The following is a 17,651-nucleotide window of genomic DNA, read 5'->3' as shown; positions in this document are numbered from 1 at the left end:
AACACAGAAAATGCCAGACCATCCCGTCACCGATAGCCTGTTGTTCGGACGCCTGAGCTGGGACGCGATTCCCTACCACGAGCCCATCCTGGTGGTCACGTTCATCGGCGTGGCGCTGGGCGCAGCCGCCGTGCTGGGCGCCATTACCTACTTCCGCCTGTGGGGCTACCTGTGGCGCGAATGGTTCACCAGCATCGACCACAAGAAAATCGGCATCATGTACGTGGTGCTGGGCCTGATCATGCTGCTGCGCGGCTTCGCCGACGCCCTGATGATGCGCAGCCAGCAGGCCATCGCCTTCGGCGAAAGCGCGGGCTACCTGCCGCCGCACCACTACGACCAGATTTTCACCGCCCACGGCGTGATCATGATTTTCTTCATGGCCATGCCGCTGGTCACCGGCCTGATGAACTACGTGGTGCCGTTGCAGATCGGCGCGCGCGACGTGGCGTTTCCGTTCCTGAACAACTTCAGCTTCTGGATGACCGTGGTCGGCGCCGTGCTGGTGATGCTGTCGCTGTTCGTGGGCGAGTTCGCGCGCACCGGCTGGCTGGCGTATCCACCGCTGTCGGGCATTCTGAACAGTCCGGACGTGGGGGTGGACTATTACATATGGGCATTGCAGATAGCGGGGGTGGGCACGCTGCTGTCGGGCGTGAACCTGCTGGTCACCATCGTCAAGATGCGCGCCCCGGGCATGAACATGATGCGCATGCCGATCTTCACCTGGACCGCGCTGTGCACCAACGTCCTGATCGTCGTGTCGTTCCCGGTGCTGACGGTGGCGCTGGCGCTGCTGGCGCTCGACCGTTACCTGGGCATGAACTTCTTCACGGCCGACGGCGGCGGCAACGCCATGATGTACGTGAACCTGATCTGGATCTGGGGCCACCCCGAGGTCTATATCCTGGTGCTGCCGGCTTTCGGCATATTTTCTGAAGTCGTGCCCACCTTCTGCCGCAAGCGGCTGTTCGGCTACGCGTCCATGGTGTACGCCACGGTGGTGATCACCGTGCTGTCCTACCTGGTGTGGCTGCACCACTTTTTCACGATGGGGTCCGGCGCCAGCGTCAATTCGTTCTTCGGCATCACCACCATGATCATCTCGATCCCCACCGGGGCCAAGGTGTTCAACTGGCTGTTCACGATGTTCCGCGGGCGCATCCGCTTCGAGGTGCCGATGCTCTGGACGGTGGGCTTCATGGTGACCTTCGTGATCGGCGGCATGACCGGCGTGCTGCTGGCGGTGCCGCCCGCCGACTTCGCCCTGCACAACAGCCTGTTCCTGATCGCGCATTTCCACAACGTGATCATCGGCGGCGTGGTGTTCGGCCTGTTCGCCGGCATTACTTACTGGTTTCCCAAGGCCTTCGGCTACCGCCTGGACTCGTACTGGGGCAAATGGTCGTTCTGGCTGTGGCTGGTGGGCTTCTACCTGGCGTTCATGCCGCTGTACGTGCTGGGGCTGCTGGGGGTTACGCGGCGCATGAACCACTTCGACGATCCGTCGCTGCAGATCTGGTTCCAGCTCGCCGCCCTGGGCGCGCTGCTGATCGCCGGCGGCATCGCGTGCTTCCTGATCCAGCTGTATGTCAGCTTCAAGCGGCGCGAGGAACTGCGCGACCACACCGGCGACCCCTGGGACGCCCGCACGCTGGAATGGTCCACCTCGTCGCCTCCGCCGGCCTACAACTATGCCTTCACTCCCCTGGTGCACGACCGCGACGCCTGGTGGCAGATGAAGCAGCTGGGCCACACGCGGCCGCAGGACGGCTTCATTCCCATCCACATGCCGGCCAACACCTGGGCGGGCATCGTGCTGGCGGGCATTTCGCTGGTGATGGGCTTCGCGCTGATCTGGCATATGTGGCCGCTGGCGATCCTGAGCTTCGTCGCCGTGATCGGCGTCGCGATCTTCCACACGTTCAACTACAACCGCGATTACTACGTGCCGGCCGACGACGTCGCCCGCTGCGAGGCCGATCGCACCCGACTGCTGGCCAGCCATGCCTGAACACACCGCTACCCTGCCGGGCGACGCCGGTCGCCAGTTCTACCTGACCGAAGAGCATCACGCAAAGAACGGCACCCTGCTGGGCTTCTGGGTGTACGTGATGAGCGACTGCCTGATCTTCGCCTGCCTGTTCGCCACCTACGGCGTGCTGGGCCGCAACTACAATGGCGGCCCGACCGGCGCCGATCTCTTCGACCTGCCGCTGGTGGCGCTGAACACTTCGCTGCTGCTGCTCTCTTCCATTACCTACGGCTTTGCGCTGCTGCAGGGCCGCAAGGGCCGGGTCGGCTCGCTGCTGGGCTGGCTGGCGGTCACGGGCCTGCTGGGCGCCGGCTTCCTGGGCCTGGAAATCTATGAGTTCACCCACCTGATCTCCGAAGGGGCCGGCCCGCAGCGCAGCGCCTTTCTGTCGGCGTTCTTCACGCTGGTCGGCACCCACGGGCTGCACGTCACGTTCGGCATCGTCTGGCTGGTGGTGCTGATGGTGCAGATCGGCATGCACGGCCTGATCATCCCGAACAAGCGCCGCCTGATGTGCCTGTCCATGTTCTGGCACTTCCTGGATGTGGTCTGGATCGGCGTATTCACTGTGGTCTACCTGATGGGAGTCCTGCCATGAGCACCCCGGCAACCGCCAACAACGGCCACGACCACGAAGAAGACCCCCTGGCCCACGCCTCGCTGCATGGCTATCTGCTGGGCTTCGCCCTGGCGGCCATCCTGACCGCCGTGCCCTTCTTCATTGTGATGGCCAATGTCTTTTCCAGCTCACGGGTAACCGGGCTGGTGATCCTGGCTATCGCCATTGTCCAGATCGTGGTCCACGTCATCTATTTCCTGCACGTCGACTTCCAGTCCGAAGGCGGCTGGAACCTGCTTTCCATTGTGTTCACGCTGGTGCTGGTGGTCATCGCGCTCAGCGGGTCGATCTGGATCATGTACCATCTGGATCACAACATGATGCCCATGTCGCTGCACGACATGCGAAACATTCCTTGAATTCCCCGCCGTCCACGCATTCTTCCCCGCCGCCGCGCCGCACCGCCAGGATCGTTTTCCTGGCCGTGCTGGCGCTCGTCCTGTTTGCCGTATTCTGCTCGCTGGGCGTATGGCAGGTGCAGCGCCGCGCCTGGAAACTGGAACTGATTTCGCAGGTCGACCAGCGCGTGCACCGGCCCGCCACCCCGGCCCCGGGGCCGGCCCAATGGCCGGCCCTGAGCCGCGGCGGCGACGAATACCGCCATGTGCAGGCCACCGGCACGCCGCGCTACGACCAGGAAACCCTGGTGCAGGCCACCACCGACTACGGCAGCGGCTATTGGGTCATGACGCCGCTGCAGCTGCGCGGCGGCGGCACAGTGCTGGTCAACCGCGGCTTCGTGCTGCCGGCCTGGCGCAAGCGGGCCGGCCCCGACCATCCGGCCGGCGAAATCAGCGTGGCCGGCCTGCTGCGCATGTCTGAACCCGACCTGCGCTTCCTGCGCCACAACGACCCGGCCCGCAACATCTGGTATTCGCGCGATACCGGCGCCATCGCGGCGGCGCGCGGCCTGGGCGAGGTCGCCCCCTACTTCATCGACGTGGAAAAAGGGCCCGGCCAGGCGCCCGACCCCGCCGTGGCCCCGGTGCCGGGCCTGACGGTGGTCAACTTTCGGAACAGCCATCTGTCTTATGCCATCACCTGGTTCGCGCTGGCCGCGATGGTGATCGTGGGCGCGGTCATCGCGGTGCGCGTCGTGCGGCGCGAGCGCGACGACACATAAGGGCCTGCCCGGCTAAGAAAACAGCTTGCGGACCCGCTGCGCCACATCGATGCGCGGCGCCGCCGCGGCCGGCGGCTGGCCACGGCCATGGGGCAGTTCGGGCGGCCGGGGCAGCATTTCGAACAGCGGCAGCAAGGCATCCGGAATGAAGCGCGTGCGCGACCCGTATACATGGCGGTCGCCCAGGCCGGTTTGCTGGTGCACGTAGAACCGCTGCGGCACCACCAGCTGCAGGCATTCTTTGGCGCGCGTCATGGCCACGTACAGCAGGCGCCGCTCTTCTTCGATTTCCTCGGCCGTGCCGGTGCTCATGTCGGAAGGAATGCAGCCGTCGACCGCGTTAAGCACGTACACCGCCTTCCATTCCTGGCCCTTGGCCGAATGGATGGTGGACAGGATCATGTAGTCTTCGTCGCGCAGCGGCGGGCCCGATTCGGCGCTGGTGGCATCGGGCGGGTCCAGCGTCAGTTCGGTCAGGAAGCGCTCGCGGCTGGCGTACCCGGCGGCGATGCGGGCCAGCTGGTCGAGGTCGGCCTTGCGCACGCGCGCATCTTCGTACAGGCGTTCGAGCTGCGGCGCATACCAGCGCAGCGCCAGGTCCAGGTCGGCCGGCCACTGCAGGCCCGGCGCGCGCAGAGCGGCATAGGTTTGCGCAAAAGCGTCCCAGTCGGCCCTGGCCGCCGCGCCGGGCTTGAAATCGCGCAGCGCCGCCAGCGGCTCGGCGGCTTCGGCCAGCGTATCCATCAGGCGCCCGGCGATGGCCGGCCCGATGCCGGGCAGCAGCTGCGCCACGCGGAATCCGGCCAGCCGCCCGCGCGGATTTTCGGCCCAGCGCAGCAATGACAGCACGTCTTTGATGTGGGCGGCTTCCAGGAAGCGCAGCCCGCCGAATTTCACGAACGGGATATTGCGGCGGGTGAGCTCGAGTTCCAGCGCCGCGCTGTGGTTCGACGCGCGGAACAGCGCCGCCTGCGACTTCAGGGTGGCCCCTTCTTCGCGCTGCGCCAGCACCTGGTCGGCCACCCAGCGCGCCTGGCCGGCCTCGTCGCTGACGGTGACCAGCGCGGGCCGGCTCGACGAGGCGCGATCGGTCCAGAGGTTCTTGGTGTAGCGCTCGGCGGCCAGCTCGATGACCGCGTTGGAGGCATCCAGGATGGGCTGGGTCGAGCGGTAGTTGCGTTCCAGCGTGATGACCTGCGCGGGCCGCGCGAACTGCCCCGGAAAGTCGAGAATATTGCGCACCGTGGCGGCGCGGAACGAATAGATGGACTGCGCGTCGTCGCCCACCACGGTCAGGCCGCGGCCGTCGGGCTTCATGGCCAGCAAGATGGCCGACTGCAGGCGGTTGGTGTCCTGGTATTCGTCGACCAGCACATGGTCGAAACGCGCCCCGATGTCGTGGGCCAGAACTTCGTCCTGCATCATTTCAGACCAATACAGCAGCAGGTCGTCGTAGTCGAGCACCTGCTGGTCCTGCTTGGCCTGCACGTAGGCGTTGAACAGGTCCTTCAGGGCCTCTTCCCATTGGGCGCACCACGGGAACGCCTGCTTCAATACATCGGCCAGCGGGGCCTGGCTGTTGACAACCCGCGAATAAATCGCCAGGCAGGTGCCCTTGAGCGGAAAGCGCTCGGCGGTGGCCGACAGGCCCCGTTCGTGCCGCACCATGCCCATCAGGTCTTCGGCATCGCCGCGGTCGTGGATGGTAAAGCTGTCGGACAGGCCGATGCGGCCGGCGCAGTCGCGCAGCAGCCGCGCGCCGATGCTGTGGAACGTGCCGGCCCACGGCAGCGCGGGCGCCTGCTGGGTGGCGTGCAGCTTCATTACGCGGCGCAGCACCATGCCCACGCGGCGCTCCATTTCCTGGGCGGCGCGGCGCGAAAACGTGAGCAGCAGCATGCGCTGCGGGTCGGCGCCGTTCAGGATCAGGTGGGCCACCCGGTGGGCCAGCGTGCTGGTCTTGCCCGACCCCGCGCCCGCGATGACCAGCAAGGCGGGCGCGTCCGGCTGGCCCACGCCGAATTCGGCGGCGGCCCGCTGCGCGGGGTTCAGGTCGGACAGGTAATCGGCGGGGCCGGAATCGGAGGCAACGGACATGGGGCGGGCAGCAATACTGTATATTTATACAGACTATAACGGAACTGGCCCGCCGCTGTCGCCCGGCGGCGCCCGCCCGCCATGCCCATCCTGACCGGCACCGCTTCCTGGACCGACCCCACCCTGCTGGCCTGCGGCCGCTTCTACCCGCCGCACGTGCGCACCCCCGCGTCGCGCCTGCGCCATTACGCCAGCCTGTTTCCGCTGGCCGAAGTCGATGCCACCTACTACGGGCTGCCCAGCGGGCAGATGGCGCACCTGTGGTCCACCCGCACTCCCGACGATTTTGTCTTCGATATCAAGGCGTTCCGCCTATTCACCGGGCATCCGGCGCCGCTGCGCGCGCTGCCGGCCGACATCCGGCGCGAACTGGGCGGCGCCGACGACGAAGCCGGCCACGGCGCCCCGCCAGCCGGCCCGGCGGCCGCCCGCCGGCTCGCCCGGGCCGAACCCGCCCTGTTCTACAACCAGCTGCCCGCCGACTTGCAGGACGAACTGTGGCGCCGCTTCCTGGTCGCGCTGGAACCCTTGCGCATGGCCGGCAAGCTGGGCGCGGTGCAGTTCCAGTTCGCCCCCTGGGTGCAGTGCAATGCGCGCGGCCGCGGCCTGGTCGGCGAATGCGCCCGCCATATGGAAGAACACCTGATGGCGGTGGAGTTCCGCCACCGCAGCTGGTTCGACAGCCCCGCCCGCAGCGCCGCCACGCTGGCGTTCGAGCGCAGCCTGGGCGTGGTGCACACCATCGTCGACGCGCCGCAGGGGTCGGACAACACCGTGCCCGCCATCTGGGACGCCACCCATCCCGACCTGGCCGTCCTGCGCCTGCACGGCCGCAACGCGGCCGCCTGGAACAACCTGAGCGGGGCATCGTCGGGGCGCTTTCAATACGAATACACGCCGGCCGAGCTGGCCGAACTGGCCGACCGCCTGAAGCGCCTGGCCGAACGCGTGCGCAGCGCGCACGCCGTGCTGAACACCAATTATCAAGACCAGGGCATGCGCAACGCGGCCGGGCTGGCGGCGGCGCTGGCGGCAAACGCCTAGCGCTATGCCCGCCGCCGCGCCACGGCGGCCAGGCTGTCGAGCAGCACTTCGAACTTGCGCGCGATGTCGCTTTCGGGCACGCAGGCGTAGCCCAGCAGCAGCCCCGGCCGGCTGGGCGTGCCGTTGGCGTAGTAGCGCGACAGCGGCCGGGTCAGCACGCCGCGCGCGTGCGCTTCTTCCACCACGCGCACGTCGTCCATGCCGGCGGGCAGGTTCAGCACCAGGTGCAGCCCTGCGTCGCTGGAATCGCGGTGCAGCCACCCCGCCCCCAGCCGACGCTCGATCAGGTTGACCAGAATGGCTCGGCGCCGCGCGTACAGCATGCGCATGCGCCGGATGTGCGCCGCGTAGTGGCCGTCGGCAATGAAGGTGGCCAGCGCCGCGTGCGTCATCAGGTGGCCCTCGCGGTACAACTCGGCGTGCGCGGCCTGGAAGGCATCGGTCAGGGGCTTGGGCAGCACCAGGTATCCCACCCGCAGGCCGGGGTACAGCGTCTTGCTGAACGTGCCCAGGTAAATCACCGGCGCGTCGGGCTCCAGCCCCTGCAGCGAGGCGATCGGCCGGCCCGAAAAGCGGAACTCGCTGTCGTAGTCGTCTTCGATGATCCAGCTGCCCCAGCCGCGCGCCATGGCCAGCAGCTGCCGGCGGCGCGCCAGCGACATCACCGGGCCCAGCGGATACTGGTGCGACGGCGTGACGAAGACAAAGCGCGGCGGCGCGCCGTCGGGCTGCGCCGGCAGCTGCATGCCTTCTTCATCCACCGGCTGGTGCACGATGCGGATGCCATTGGCCGCCAGCACCGTGCGCGCGCCCCAGTAGCCGGGGTTCTCGACCCAGGCCACGTCGCCCGTGTCGCCCAGGATGCGGGTGGCCAGGTCGATGGCCTGGTGCGACCCTTCCACGATGATGATCTGCTCGGGTTCGCAGTCGATCGAGCGCGTGACCGCCAGGTGCTGGGCCAGCGCTTCGCGCAGGGCCGGCAGCCCGCCGCCATAGGAATAGCTCAGCATGGCGGGGGTGGGGTTGCGCCACAGCGCGCCGACGATGCGGGCGAATTTCTGGTGCGGAAATTCGGTGACGTCGGGCACGCCGGGCATGAAAGCGCCCCATTGGTACGGCGAGGCCGAGGCCTCGTCGACGATCCGCGCGCCGCGCGCCGACAGGGCCGCGCCCGCCTGCGCCGCGGGCGCATGGCGCCGGCCGCGCCCGCTGGCCAGGTAGGTGTCGGGCACCGAATCGGTGACGAAGGTGCCGTTGCCCTGGCGGCTATAGGTATAGCCTTCGGCCAGCAGCTGGCCGTACACGTGCACGACCGTATTGCGCGCGATGCCCAGCTCGGCCGCCAGGTCGCGCGAGGCCGGCAACCGCGTGCCGGCGGCAATGGCGCCGTCCAGGATGGCTTCGCGGATGCCGCGGTACAGGCGCTTGTTCATCGGCCCGTCGGCGGGGTCGCCCAGCCGCAATTGCAGCAGGTCGCCGGCTAGGGTACGCAATTGGTTCTACCAGTTTTGCCAGAGTGGTTCTTATCAATAGGGCCATCTTAGCATTAAATAAACCCTGGACAGGCGCCGCCGCCGGCGGCGCCGGCGCTTCCCCCGCCGCTTCCGCGGCGCCCCTTGTTTGCCATCGAGGCTGAAATGCAGAACCGAGACTTGAATACCCGCCGCTCGCTGGCCACGCCGCGCGGCGTGGGCGTAATGTGCGACCTGTATGCCGTGCGCGCGGAAAACGCCACGCTGTGGGACAGCACCGGCAAGGAATACATCGATTTCGCCGGCGGCATCGCCGTGCTGAACACCGGCCACCGCCACCCCAAGGTGAAGGCGGCCGTGGCCGAGCAGCTCGAGGCATTCACGCACACGGCCTACCAGATCGTGCCGTACGAAAGCTACGTGGCGCTGGCCGAGCGCATCAACGCCCTGGCGCCGATCGACGGCCTGAAAAAGACGGCTTTCTTCACCACCGGCGTCGAAGCGGTCGAGAACGCCGTGAAAATCGCGCGCGCCTACACCGGCCGTTCGGGCGTAGTGGCGTTCACGGGCTCGTTCCACGGCCGCACCATGCTGGGCATGGCCCTGACCGGCAAGGTCGCGCCCTACAAGCTGGCTTTCGGCCCCATGCCCGGCGACATTTACCACGTGCCCTTCCCCAACGGCACGCAGGACATCAGCGTGGCCGACTCGCTCAAGGCGCTGGACCTGCTGTTCAAGTCCGACATCGACCCCAAGCGCGTGGCGGCCATCATCATCGAGCCGGTGCAGGGCGAAGGCGGCTTCAACATCACGCCGCCCGAATTGATGACAGCCCTGCGCAAGGTGTGCGACGAGCACGGCATCATGCTGATCGCCGACGAAGTGCAGACCGGCTTCGCGCGCACCGGCAAGCTGTTCGCCATGCAGCACCACAACGTGCAGGCCGATCTGATCACCATGGCCAAGAGCCTGGGCGGCGGCTTCCCGATTTCGGGCGTGGTGGGCCGCGCCGATGTCATGGACGGCCCGGCCCCCGGCGGCCTGGGCGGCACCTATGCCGGCAACCCGCTGGCGGTGGCCGCCGCGCATGCGGTGCTGGACGTCATCGAAGAAGAACAGCTGTGCGCGCGCGCCGACGCACTGGGCCGGCGCCTGCAAGACCACTTGAACAGCCTGCGCCCGCGCTGCCCGGCCATTGCCGACGTGCGCGGCCTGGGCTCGATGGTGGCGCTGGAATTGCGCGACCCGGCCACCGGCCAGCCCGACGCGGCGGCCGTCAAGCGCGTGCAGGATGAGGCAATTCAACGCGGCCTGATTTTGCTAAGCTGCGGTGTATACGGAAACGTATTGCGCTTCCTGTATCCCTTGACCATCCCGGACGCCCAGTTCGCCCAGGCGCTGGACATCCTTGCCGATGTCCTGACCGCCTGACCCGGCCGTTCCGGCAAGATATCCGGCCGCGCGCGCCCATTGCCGGGCGCGGGCGGCCGGTTGGCCATTTCGCGCTTTCATACATCAAGGAGTCTCCATGTCGCAATTGCCCCAACCGCTCAAGCGCGCCGAACTGCTGCGCGACGCCTGCTACATCGATGGCAAATGGGTGGGCGCCGGCGGCGGCGCCAGCATTCCCGTCGACAACCCGTCCACCGGCAAAACCATCGTGTCGGTACCCAAGCTGGGCCGCAAAGAAACCGAGCAGGCCATCGCCAGCGCCGAGGTCGCCCTGCCCGCCTGGGCCGCCAAGACCGGCAAGGAACGCGCCGCCATCCTGCTGAAATGGGCCCAGCTGATGATGGCCAACCAGCAAGACCTGGCCATCATCATGACCTCGGAGCAGGGCAAGCCGGTTACCGAAGCCGCCGGCGAAATCGCCTATGCCGCCTCGTTCCTGGAATGGTTCTCGGAAGAAGCCAAGCGCATCGACGGCGACGTGCTGCAAAGCCCCAAGGCCGGCCAGCGCCTGATGGTTCTGAAGCAGCCCATCGGCGTCACCGCCGCCATCACGCCCTGGAACTTCCCGGCCGCGATGATCACGCGCAAGGTCGGCCCGGCGCTGGCCGCCGGCTGCACCATGGTGGTCAAGCCGGCCCAACAGACTCCGCTTACCGCGCTGGCCCTGGCCGTGCTGGCCGAAGAAGCCGGCGTGCCGCCCGGCGTGTTCCACGTCATTACCGGCAGCTCGCGCGAAATCGGCGCCGCGCTGTGCGAAAGCGATGCGGTGCGCAAGCTGAGCTTCACCGGATCGACCGAAGTGGGCCGCACGCTGATGGAGCAATGCGCCCCCACCATCAAGAAACTGTCGCTGGAACTGGGCGGCAACGCGCCCTTCATCGTGTTCGACGACGCCGACCTCGACCGCGCGGTCGACGGCATCCTGGCCTCGAAGTACCGCAACGCCGGCCAGACCTGCGTGTGCGCCAACCGCATCTACATCCAGTCGGGCGTGTACGAAGACCTGGTCAAGCGCCTGACCGCCAAGGTCGAGGCCATGAAAGTGGGCGACGGCTTCGCCGACGGCGTGACGCAGGGCCCGCTGATCGACAGCAATGCGGTGGCCAAGGTGCAAGAGCACATTGCCGACGCCACCGAGCACGGCGCCAAGATCGTCACCGGCGGCAAGCCGCACGCCCTGGGCGGCACGTTCTTCCAGCCCACCATCGTGCGCGACGTGACCCCGTCGATGCGCTTCGCCATCGAAGAAACCTTCGGCCCGGTGGCGCCGCTGTTCAAGTTCGACACCGAAGAAGAAGTGCTCAAGCAGGCCAACAACACCATCTTCGGGCTCGCCGCGTATTTCTACACGCGCGACTACGCGCGCGTGTGGCGTGTGTCCGAAGCGCTGGAATACGGCATCGTGGGCATCAACACCGGCATCATCTCGAATGAAGTCGGCCCGTTCGGCGGCGTAAAGCAATCCGGCCTGGGCCGCGAAGGCTCGAAATACGGTATCGAGGAATACCTGGAACTGAAGTACCTGTGCGTGGATCTGGGGGCGTAAGCCAGCCATCCGGCAAGTGTCAGGCTCCCATCAAGGGTGCCTGACACACAATCATGCTAGATTTGCGACTCTTCCTGACGAGTCCGGCATGACCAAGACCTATACCCGCGAAGACACGCGCCGCATCGCCGCAATTCTTGCCGAGGCCGCCCAGGCCGAAGTCATGCCGCGCTTTCGCCGGCTGCCGGCCGACGCCGTGCATGCCAAGAGTTCGCCGCGCGATCTCGTCACCGACGCCGACGAAGCCGCCGAGCGCTTTATCGCGGCGCGCCTGGCCAAGCTGCATCCGGGCGCGATCATGGTGGGCGAAGAAGCCTCCACGCGCAACCCGGCGCTGCTCAATATGCTGGTCGACGCCGACCTGGCCTTCCTGATCGACCCCATCGACGGCACCCGCAATTTCGTGGCGGGGCTGCCGCTGTTCGGCATGATGGTCGCGGTATGCCACCGCGGCGATGTGCTGGCCGGCGTCATCTACGACCCCGTCGCGCACGACTGGGCCATGGCGGTGCGCGGCGAAGGGGCATGGTCCGAATCCGGCGACGGCACGCAAACGCCGCTGAAAGTGGCGCGGCCCGCGCCGCCCCACGAAATGGACGGCCTTATCGCCACCGGCTTTCTGCCCGAGCCGCTGCGCAGCACGGTCAACGGCAATCTGGCCACGCTGGGCTCCAGCGCCTCGCTGCGCTGCGCGGCGCACGAATACCGCATGGCGGCCAGCGGCCATTGCCACGTCATGCTGTACAACAAGCTCGACCCCTGGGACCACGCGGCCGGCTGGCTGCTGCACCGCGAAGCCGGCGGCTTCGCGGCCCACTTCGACGCCAGCCCCTACAAGCCCACCCACCGCACGGGCGGCCTGCTGTATGCGCCCGACGTGGGCAGCTGGCATGCCACCCGCCGGGCCCTGATGGGCGACGACTTCCCTGTTTGAAGCCCACCCCCGAAGCGCTGCGCGCGGGTCGTGCTTGGCGCGGTGAAGCACTGAAACCGGCCGGCTTATCCCCAGTTTCTGTGGACAACCCTATGGAAAGCTTGGGGCCATCTGTAAAAAAGCCAATCGCGCCAAGCACTTGCCTATTGCGCTCACGGTAGCGCGACAAAAGGACCATACAGCGCATCCAGCGCCTCGGCGCAAGGCCGGGATACCTTCAAGGCAAACAGCCCATCGGCGCGGGTGCGCCCCAGGTTCAAGGCCGCGATGGGCAGGCCGTCCTCGGCCGCGGCGCGCACATAGCGGTAGCCCGAATGCACCATCAGCGACGACCCCACCACCAGCACCGCATCGGCCCTGGCCAGCGCGGCGCGCGCGCGCACGCCGCGTTCGGGCGGGATGCTTTCGCCGAAGAACACCACGTCGGGCTTGACGATGCCGCCACAGCGCGGACAGGCCGGCACCACGAAGCTGGAAAAATCCACGCCTTCCAGGTCGGCATCGCCGTCCGGCGCGTCGGCGGCATCGAGCGCGGCCCATGCGGGATTGCGGCCATCCAGCTCGGCCTGCCAGGCCGCGCGCGGCCCGCGCCAGTCGCAGCGCATGCAGCGCACTTCATCCAGCCGGCCGTGCAGGTCCAGCACATTGCGGCTGCCGGCGGCCTGGTGCAGGCCGTCCACATTCTGCGTGACCAGCAAGGCGACGCGGCCCTGCGCTTCAAGCCGGGCCAGCGCCAGATGGGCGGCATTGGGGCGCACGTTGCCGAAGCGGCGCCAGCCCACGGCGCTGCGCGCCCAATAGCGCGCGCGCATATGGGCATGCCCCATGAAAGCCTGGAAATCGATGGGCGGGCTGCGCTTCCACTGGCCATCGGCATCGCGGTAATCGGGAATGCCCGAGCCCGTGCTGCAGCCCGCGCCCGTCAGGATGAACAGGCGCGCGTGGCGGCCGATGAATTCGCCCAGCGCCTGCAAGTCCGCGGCGCCTGGCGCCGGGGCCGCGGGCGCGGCGGATGCGCTGGCCGATGCGTCCATGCCGGCGAGCGCCGCGCTACGCGCCGCCGAGGCCGCAATCGGGCATGTCGCTGACCAGGCTGGCCTGCGTGACGTTGCTGCCCGGCGGCACGCTGCGCGTCAGCCAGACATTGCCGCCGATGGTGGAGCCATGGCCGATGGTGACGCGCCCCAGAATGGTGGCGCCGGCGTAGATCACCACATCGTCTTCGATGATGGGGTGGCGCGGCAGGCCCTTCTTCAGTTCGCCGTTCTCGCCGGGCGGGAAGCGCTTGGCGCCCAGCGTCACCATCTGGTAGAGCCGCACGCGGTCGCCGATGATGGCGGTTTCGCCGATGACCACGCCGGTGCCGTGGTCGATGAAAAAACTCTTGCCGATGGTGGCGCCCGGGTGGATGTCGATGCCCGTGTCGGCGTGGGCGATCTCGGCCACGATGCGCGCCAGCATGGGCACGCCCAGCTTGTACATCACGCTGGCCAGGCGGTGGTGGATCATGGCGCTGACGCCGGGATAGCACAGCAGCACTTCGTCGACGCTGTGCGCGGCCGGGTCGCCCTGGTAGGCGGCGGTCACGTCCAGGTCGAGCGCGCGCCGCACCTGCGGCAAAGCCGCGCCGAACTGCCGCACGATCTGCACGCCGCGCGCGCGCAGGCTGGCCTCGGGCTCGGGTTCGGGCGCATTGCGGCCCATGTGGTGCAGTTCCAGGCAGACCTGGTGCAGCAGGGCGTCGAGCGCCGCGCCGATGGTGTGCCCCACGTAGAAGTCTTCGACTTCTTCGCGCAGGTCGATGGGCCCCAGGCGCATGGGAAACAGCGCCCCGCACAGCTGCCGCACGATCACGCGCAGGCTTTCCTGCGAGGGGAATTCACGGTCGCCGGCGTCGTCGCGCAGGCGGCCGCGCGGGCCGCGCCAGTCGACGCGGGCCGACCGCAGCCCCGACACGATGTTATCCAGGTTCCAGTGCGCCGACGGCAGATGGGAAGAATCGTTCATGGCAGCAACCCCGGGGCCGCGGGCGCGGCAATGTATACAGACATGGGCAAGACCTTTGCAAAGCCTGCGCCGCGTTTCGCCGCAGCGCAATATCCCTGAACTGTAACCGCTTGCGCGCCGTTTGCCGCGCGCGACCCGCCTTGCATTGGGGTTTTGAACGCGGCTTGATGCAGGTTGACCTATTGGGGTTAATGCTGACTCGCGCTTTCCGGGCAGCTGCCTATAATTTTGTTCAAACGAACGTTTGAATGAATTTAGCCATGAACGAACTCAGCTCACCTTCCACGCGCGAAATCATTCTGGACACGGCCGAGGCCCTGTTCGCCCGCCAGGGCCACGACGGCACCTCGATGCGGCAGATCACCAGCGAAGCGGGCGTCAACCTGGCGGCGGTGAACTACCACTTCGGCTCGAAAGAAGCCCTGGTGCAGGCCGTGCTCAAGCGCCGGCTGGCCATCCTGAACCAGGAACGCCTGCGGCTGCTCGACCAGCTCGAAGCCCAAGCGGACGGCCAGCCGCTCAAGCCCTCGCAGATCGTCGATGCCTTCTTCGGCACGCTGCTGCGGCTGGCGGCCAGCCCCGACCACGCCGGCAAGAATTTCCTGCCGCTGCTCGAACGCACCATGACCGACCCCACCGGCTTCATCCGCGCCGTGGTGGCCGAGGAATACGCCGACGTCATGGAACGCTACCAGGCCGCGCTGTTCAAGGCCCTGCCCGACGTGCCGCGCGCCGAAGTCATCTGGCGTTTTCAGTTCATGCTGGGCGCCACCTCGTACGCCATCGTCGGCACCGAAGTGCTGCGGCTGTGCATAGGCTGGAGCCTGGACGACCCCGACCAGGCGCACGACCCCGAACGGCTGCTGCCGCGCCTGATGAGCTTCCTGCTCGGCGGCCTGCGGGCCCCCCTGCCCCAGCACCCGGCATCCTGACCCCTTCCCCACCACGGAGACCCAACATCATGAGCGGCTTGTTGCTTACCGCGGCCATCGCGGCGGCCCTGATCGCCGTCCTGCTCGGCGTGCGTCCGGTGCGGCGGGCGCTGCTGTCGCGGCCGCTGTTCAATGCCTACCGCAAGGTGCTGCCGCAAATGTCCGATACCGAGCGCGACGCGCTCGAGGCCGGCACGGTGTGGTGGGAAGGCGAACTGTTCCGCGGCCGCCCCGACTGGGCCAGGCTGCTGGCCCTGCCCCGCCCGCGCCTGACCGACGACGAGCAGCACTTCCTGGATAACCAGGTCCGGCAGGCCTGCAGCCTGGTCGACGACTGGGATGTCACCCACAAGCGCTACGACCTGTCCGCCGAAACCTGGAACTACCTGAAACGCAACGGCTTTCTGGGCATGATCATTCCGCGCGAATACGGCGGGCTGGGGTTCTCGGCCTATGCCCATTCGCAGGTCGTCACCCGCCTGTCGACGCGCTCGTCGGCGCTGGCTGTGTCGGTCATGGTGCCCAACTCGCTGGGCCCGGCCGAACTGCTTTTGCACTACGGCACGGATGAGCAGAAAAACCATTATCTGCCGCGCCTGGCGCGCGGCGAAGACGTGCCCGCCTTCGCCCTGACCAGCCCGTGGGCCGGCTCCGACGCGGCCGCCATTCCCGACCGCGGCATCGTCTGCAAAGGCATGTGGCGCGGCCGCGAAGTGCTGGGCATGCGGGTCACCTGGGACAAGCGCTACATCACGCTGGCGCCGGTGTGCACGCTGCTGGGCCTGGCATTCCGCCTGTATGACCCGGACGGCCTGCTGGGCGGCGCGGCCGACGTGGGCATCACCTGCGCCCTGGTGCCGCACGACCACCCCGGCGTGGAAACGGGGCGGCGCCATTTCCCGCTGAACGCCATGTTCATGAACGGCCCCACGCGCGGCGCCGACGTCTTCATGCCGCTGGACTTCATCATCGGCGGCCCCGCCATGGCCGGCCAGGGCTGGCGCATGCTGATGGAATGCCTGGCCGCGGGCCGTTCGATCTCGCTGCCGGCGTCCAACACCGGCATGTCGCAGCTGACGGCGCGCGCGGTGGGCGCGTATGCGCGCGTGCGCAGCCAGTTCCGTACGCCGGTGGGCCGCTTCGAGGGCGTGGAAGAAGCATTGGCGCGCATCGGCGGCCACACCTACCTGATGGATGCGGCGCGCGTCATGACCGCGGGCGCCATCGACCTGGGCGAAAAACCTTCGGTGGTGTCGGCCATCGTGAAATATCACGTTACCGAACGCGCGCGCCAGGTGGTCAACGACGGCATGGACGTGATCGGCGGCAAGGGCATCTGCCTGGGCCCGTCCAATTTCCTGGGGCGCGCCTACCAGCAGGTGCCGGTGGGCATCACCGTGGAAGGCGCCAATATCCTGACGCGCAGCCTGATCATCTTCGGCCAGGGCGCGATCCGCTGCCATCCCTACGTGCTGGCCGAAATGCAGGCCGCCGCCGACCCTGACGCGCAGCGCGGCCTGCAAGCCTTCGACCGCGCGTTCTGGCGCCACGTGGCGTTTGTCACGGGCAACGGCGCCCGTGCGCTGGGCCATGCGCTGACCGGCGCGCGGCTGGCGCGGGCCCCGGCCGGCGCGGCTCCTGAAATGCATCGTTACTACCGGCAGCTGACGCGCTACGCGTGCGGCTTCGCGCTGCTGGCCGATGCCTCGATGGCGCTGCTGGGCGGCAGCCTGAAGCGCCGCGAGCGCATCTCGGCGCGGCTGGGCGATATCCTGTCGCAGATGTACCTGGCCTCGGCCGTGCTCAAGCGGTTCGAAGACGAAGGCCGGCAGGCCGCCGATGCGCCGCTGGCGCACTGGGCGCTGCAAGACGCGCTGCAGCGCCTGCAGGAAGCCTTCAACGGCGTGCTGGACAACCTGCCCTCACGTTCTGTAGGCTGGGCGCTACGCCGTCTGCTTTTCCCTTGGGGCTCGCTGCAACATGCACCAGCAGATCTGCTTGGCCAGCAAGTCGCCCGGCTGCTCACCGAGCCTGGCACCGCGCGCGACCGGCTTACCGCCAGTTGCCATCTGCCCGCCACGGTCGACGAACCCGTCGGCGCGCTGGAAGCCGCCCTGGCCGCCACCCTGGCAGCCGAAGCCGCCGACGCCCGTCTGCGCGCTTACGAAAAAACCGGCGCCCTGGCCGCCGACCCGCACGCCAATGTGCGCGACCTGCCCGATGCCGCCTACGCCGCGGGCGGGCTGGATCCCCAAGATTACGAACAGATCAAGCGCCGCGATGCGCTGCGCGACCAAGTCATCCGGGTCGACGACTTTCCGTTCGATTTCGGCATCGCCGGCGCCGCCCAGCGTGGCGCGCAGCGCGAAGCCGCCTAGGGCCCGGGGCCG

At 67.9% G+C, this 17,651-nt stretch carries 14 protein-coding genes; 10 read left to right on the top strand and 4 right to left on the bottom strand.

The window, feature by feature from the left end; all coding sequences use genetic code 11:
• The first annotated feature begins 10 nt into the window (after positions 1-10).
• Genes cyoB through J2P76_RS10495 form a run of 4 tightly spaced genes read left to right on the top strand, consistent with a single transcriptional unit; the run spans position 11 to position 3,777 of the window.
• A complete protein-coding gene (gene cyoB / locus J2P76_RS10510) occupies positions 11-2,014 on the top strand; it encodes a cytochrome o ubiquinol oxidase subunit I (protein WP_207407025.1) in 2,004 nt (667 codons plus the stop codon).
• Complete coding sequence (gene cyoC, locus J2P76_RS10505) at positions 2,007-2,633, top strand: cytochrome o ubiquinol oxidase subunit III (RefSeq protein ID WP_207407023.1); 627 nt, start codon at positions 2,007-2,009, stop codon at positions 2,631-2,633. The genes cyoB and cyoC overlap by 8 nt, the downstream gene beginning before the upstream one ends.
• On the top strand, positions 2,630-3,013 hold the full coding sequence (gene cyoD, locus J2P76_RS10500; RefSeq protein ID WP_207407021.1) for a cytochrome o ubiquinol oxidase subunit IV: 384 nt from the start codon (positions 2,630-2,632) through the stop codon (positions 3,011-3,013). Before cyoC ends, cyoD begins: the two co-directional genes overlap by 4 nt.
• Entirely contained in the window at positions 3,010-3,777 is a 768-nt protein-coding gene (locus J2P76_RS10495) for an SURF1 family protein (RefSeq protein ID WP_207407019.1), read from the top strand. Before cyoD ends, J2P76_RS10495 begins: the two co-directional genes overlap by 4 nt.
• A 12-nt stretch (positions 3,778-3,789) precedes the next feature.
• Here the strand turns inward: J2P76_RS10495 and J2P76_RS10490 are convergent, their stop codons facing one another.
• Positions 3,790-5,874, bottom strand: a complete 2,085-nt coding sequence (locus tag J2P76_RS10490) for an ATP-dependent helicase (RefSeq protein WP_207407018.1) — start codon at positions 5,872-5,874, stop codon at positions 3,790-3,792.
• A gap of 81 nt (positions 5,875-5,955) precedes the next feature.
• On the opposite strand from J2P76_RS10490, the gene J2P76_RS10485 reads away from it, so the two are divergent.
• Positions 5,956-6,918: a DUF72 domain-containing protein gene (locus J2P76_RS10485; RefSeq protein ID WP_207407016.1), complete on the top strand. Its 963-nt coding sequence runs from the start codon at positions 5,956-5,958 to the stop codon at positions 6,916-6,918.
• A gap of 2 nt (positions 6,919-6,920) precedes the next feature.
• On the opposite strand, the gene J2P76_RS10480 is transcribed toward J2P76_RS10485, so the two are convergent.
• Complete coding sequence (locus J2P76_RS10480) at positions 6,921-8,411, bottom strand: PLP-dependent aminotransferase family protein (RefSeq protein ID WP_431603389.1); 1,491 nt, start codon at positions 8,409-8,411, stop codon at positions 6,921-6,923.
• A 144-nt stretch (positions 8,412-8,555) separates the two neighbouring features.
• Between J2P76_RS10480 and J2P76_RS10475 the strand changes: the two genes are divergently transcribed.
• The 3 genes from J2P76_RS10475 to J2P76_RS10465 all read left to right on the top strand — a co-directional run bounded on the left by J2P76_RS10475 (position 8,556) and on the right by J2P76_RS10465 (position 12,322).
• Positions 8,556-9,821: a 4-aminobutyrate--2-oxoglutarate transaminase gene (locus J2P76_RS10475; RefSeq protein WP_207407014.1), complete on the top strand. Its 1,266-nt coding sequence runs from the start codon at positions 8,556-8,558 to the stop codon at positions 9,819-9,821.
• Positions 9,822-9,918: 97 nt separating this feature from the next.
• Positions 9,919-11,388 carry an NAD-dependent succinate-semialdehyde dehydrogenase gene (locus tag J2P76_RS10470; RefSeq protein ID WP_207407012.1) on the top strand — a complete coding sequence of 490 codons (1,470 nt, stop codon included), beginning with the start codon at positions 9,919-9,921 and terminating at the stop codon, positions 11,386-11,388.
• Between the two features lie 88 nt (positions 11,389-11,476).
• Positions 11,477-12,322: an inositol monophosphatase family protein gene (locus J2P76_RS10465; protein WP_207407010.1), complete on the top strand. Its 846-nt coding sequence runs from the start codon at positions 11,477-11,479 to the stop codon at positions 12,320-12,322.
• Positions 12,323-12,474: 152 nt separating this feature from the next.
• Here J2P76_RS10465 and J2P76_RS10460 read toward each other — a convergent pair whose 3' ends face one another.
• The gene (locus J2P76_RS10460) at positions 12,475-13,356 is read right to left on the bottom strand and encodes an NAD-dependent protein deacetylase (RefSeq protein ID WP_207407008.1); all 882 of its coding nucleotides are present in this window, start codon (positions 13,354-13,356) and stop codon (positions 12,475-12,477) included.
• Positions 13,357-13,372: 16 nt separating this feature from the next.
• A complete protein-coding gene (epsC, locus tag J2P76_RS10455) occupies positions 13,373-14,329 on the bottom strand; it encodes a serine O-acetyltransferase EpsC (RefSeq protein WP_207407006.1) in 957 nt (318 codons plus the stop codon).
• Positions 14,330-14,589: 260 nt separating this feature from the next.
• On the opposite strand from epsC, the gene J2P76_RS10450 reads away from it, so the two are divergent.
• Positions 14,590-15,261 carry a TetR/AcrR family transcriptional regulator gene (locus J2P76_RS10450; RefSeq protein ID WP_207407004.1) on the top strand — a complete coding sequence of 224 codons (672 nt, stop codon included), beginning with the start codon at positions 14,590-14,592 and terminating at the stop codon, positions 15,259-15,261.
• Positions 15,262-15,290: 29 nt separating this feature from the next.
• Positions 15,291-17,639, top strand: coding sequence for an acyl-CoA dehydrogenase (locus tag J2P76_RS10445; RefSeq protein ID WP_207407002.1), 2,349 nt, complete (start codon positions 15,291-15,293; stop codon positions 17,637-17,639).
• Positions 17,640-17,651: the final 12 nt, after the last annotated feature.

The organism is Bordetella petrii, from assembly GCF_017356245.1.
GTDB lineage: Bacteria > Pseudomonadota > Gammaproteobacteria > Burkholderiales > Burkholderiaceae_B > Bordetella_A > Bordetella_A petrii_D.
Note: the sequence above shows the minus strand (reverse complement) of the source record. Positions and strands in the feature narration are given on the sequence as shown.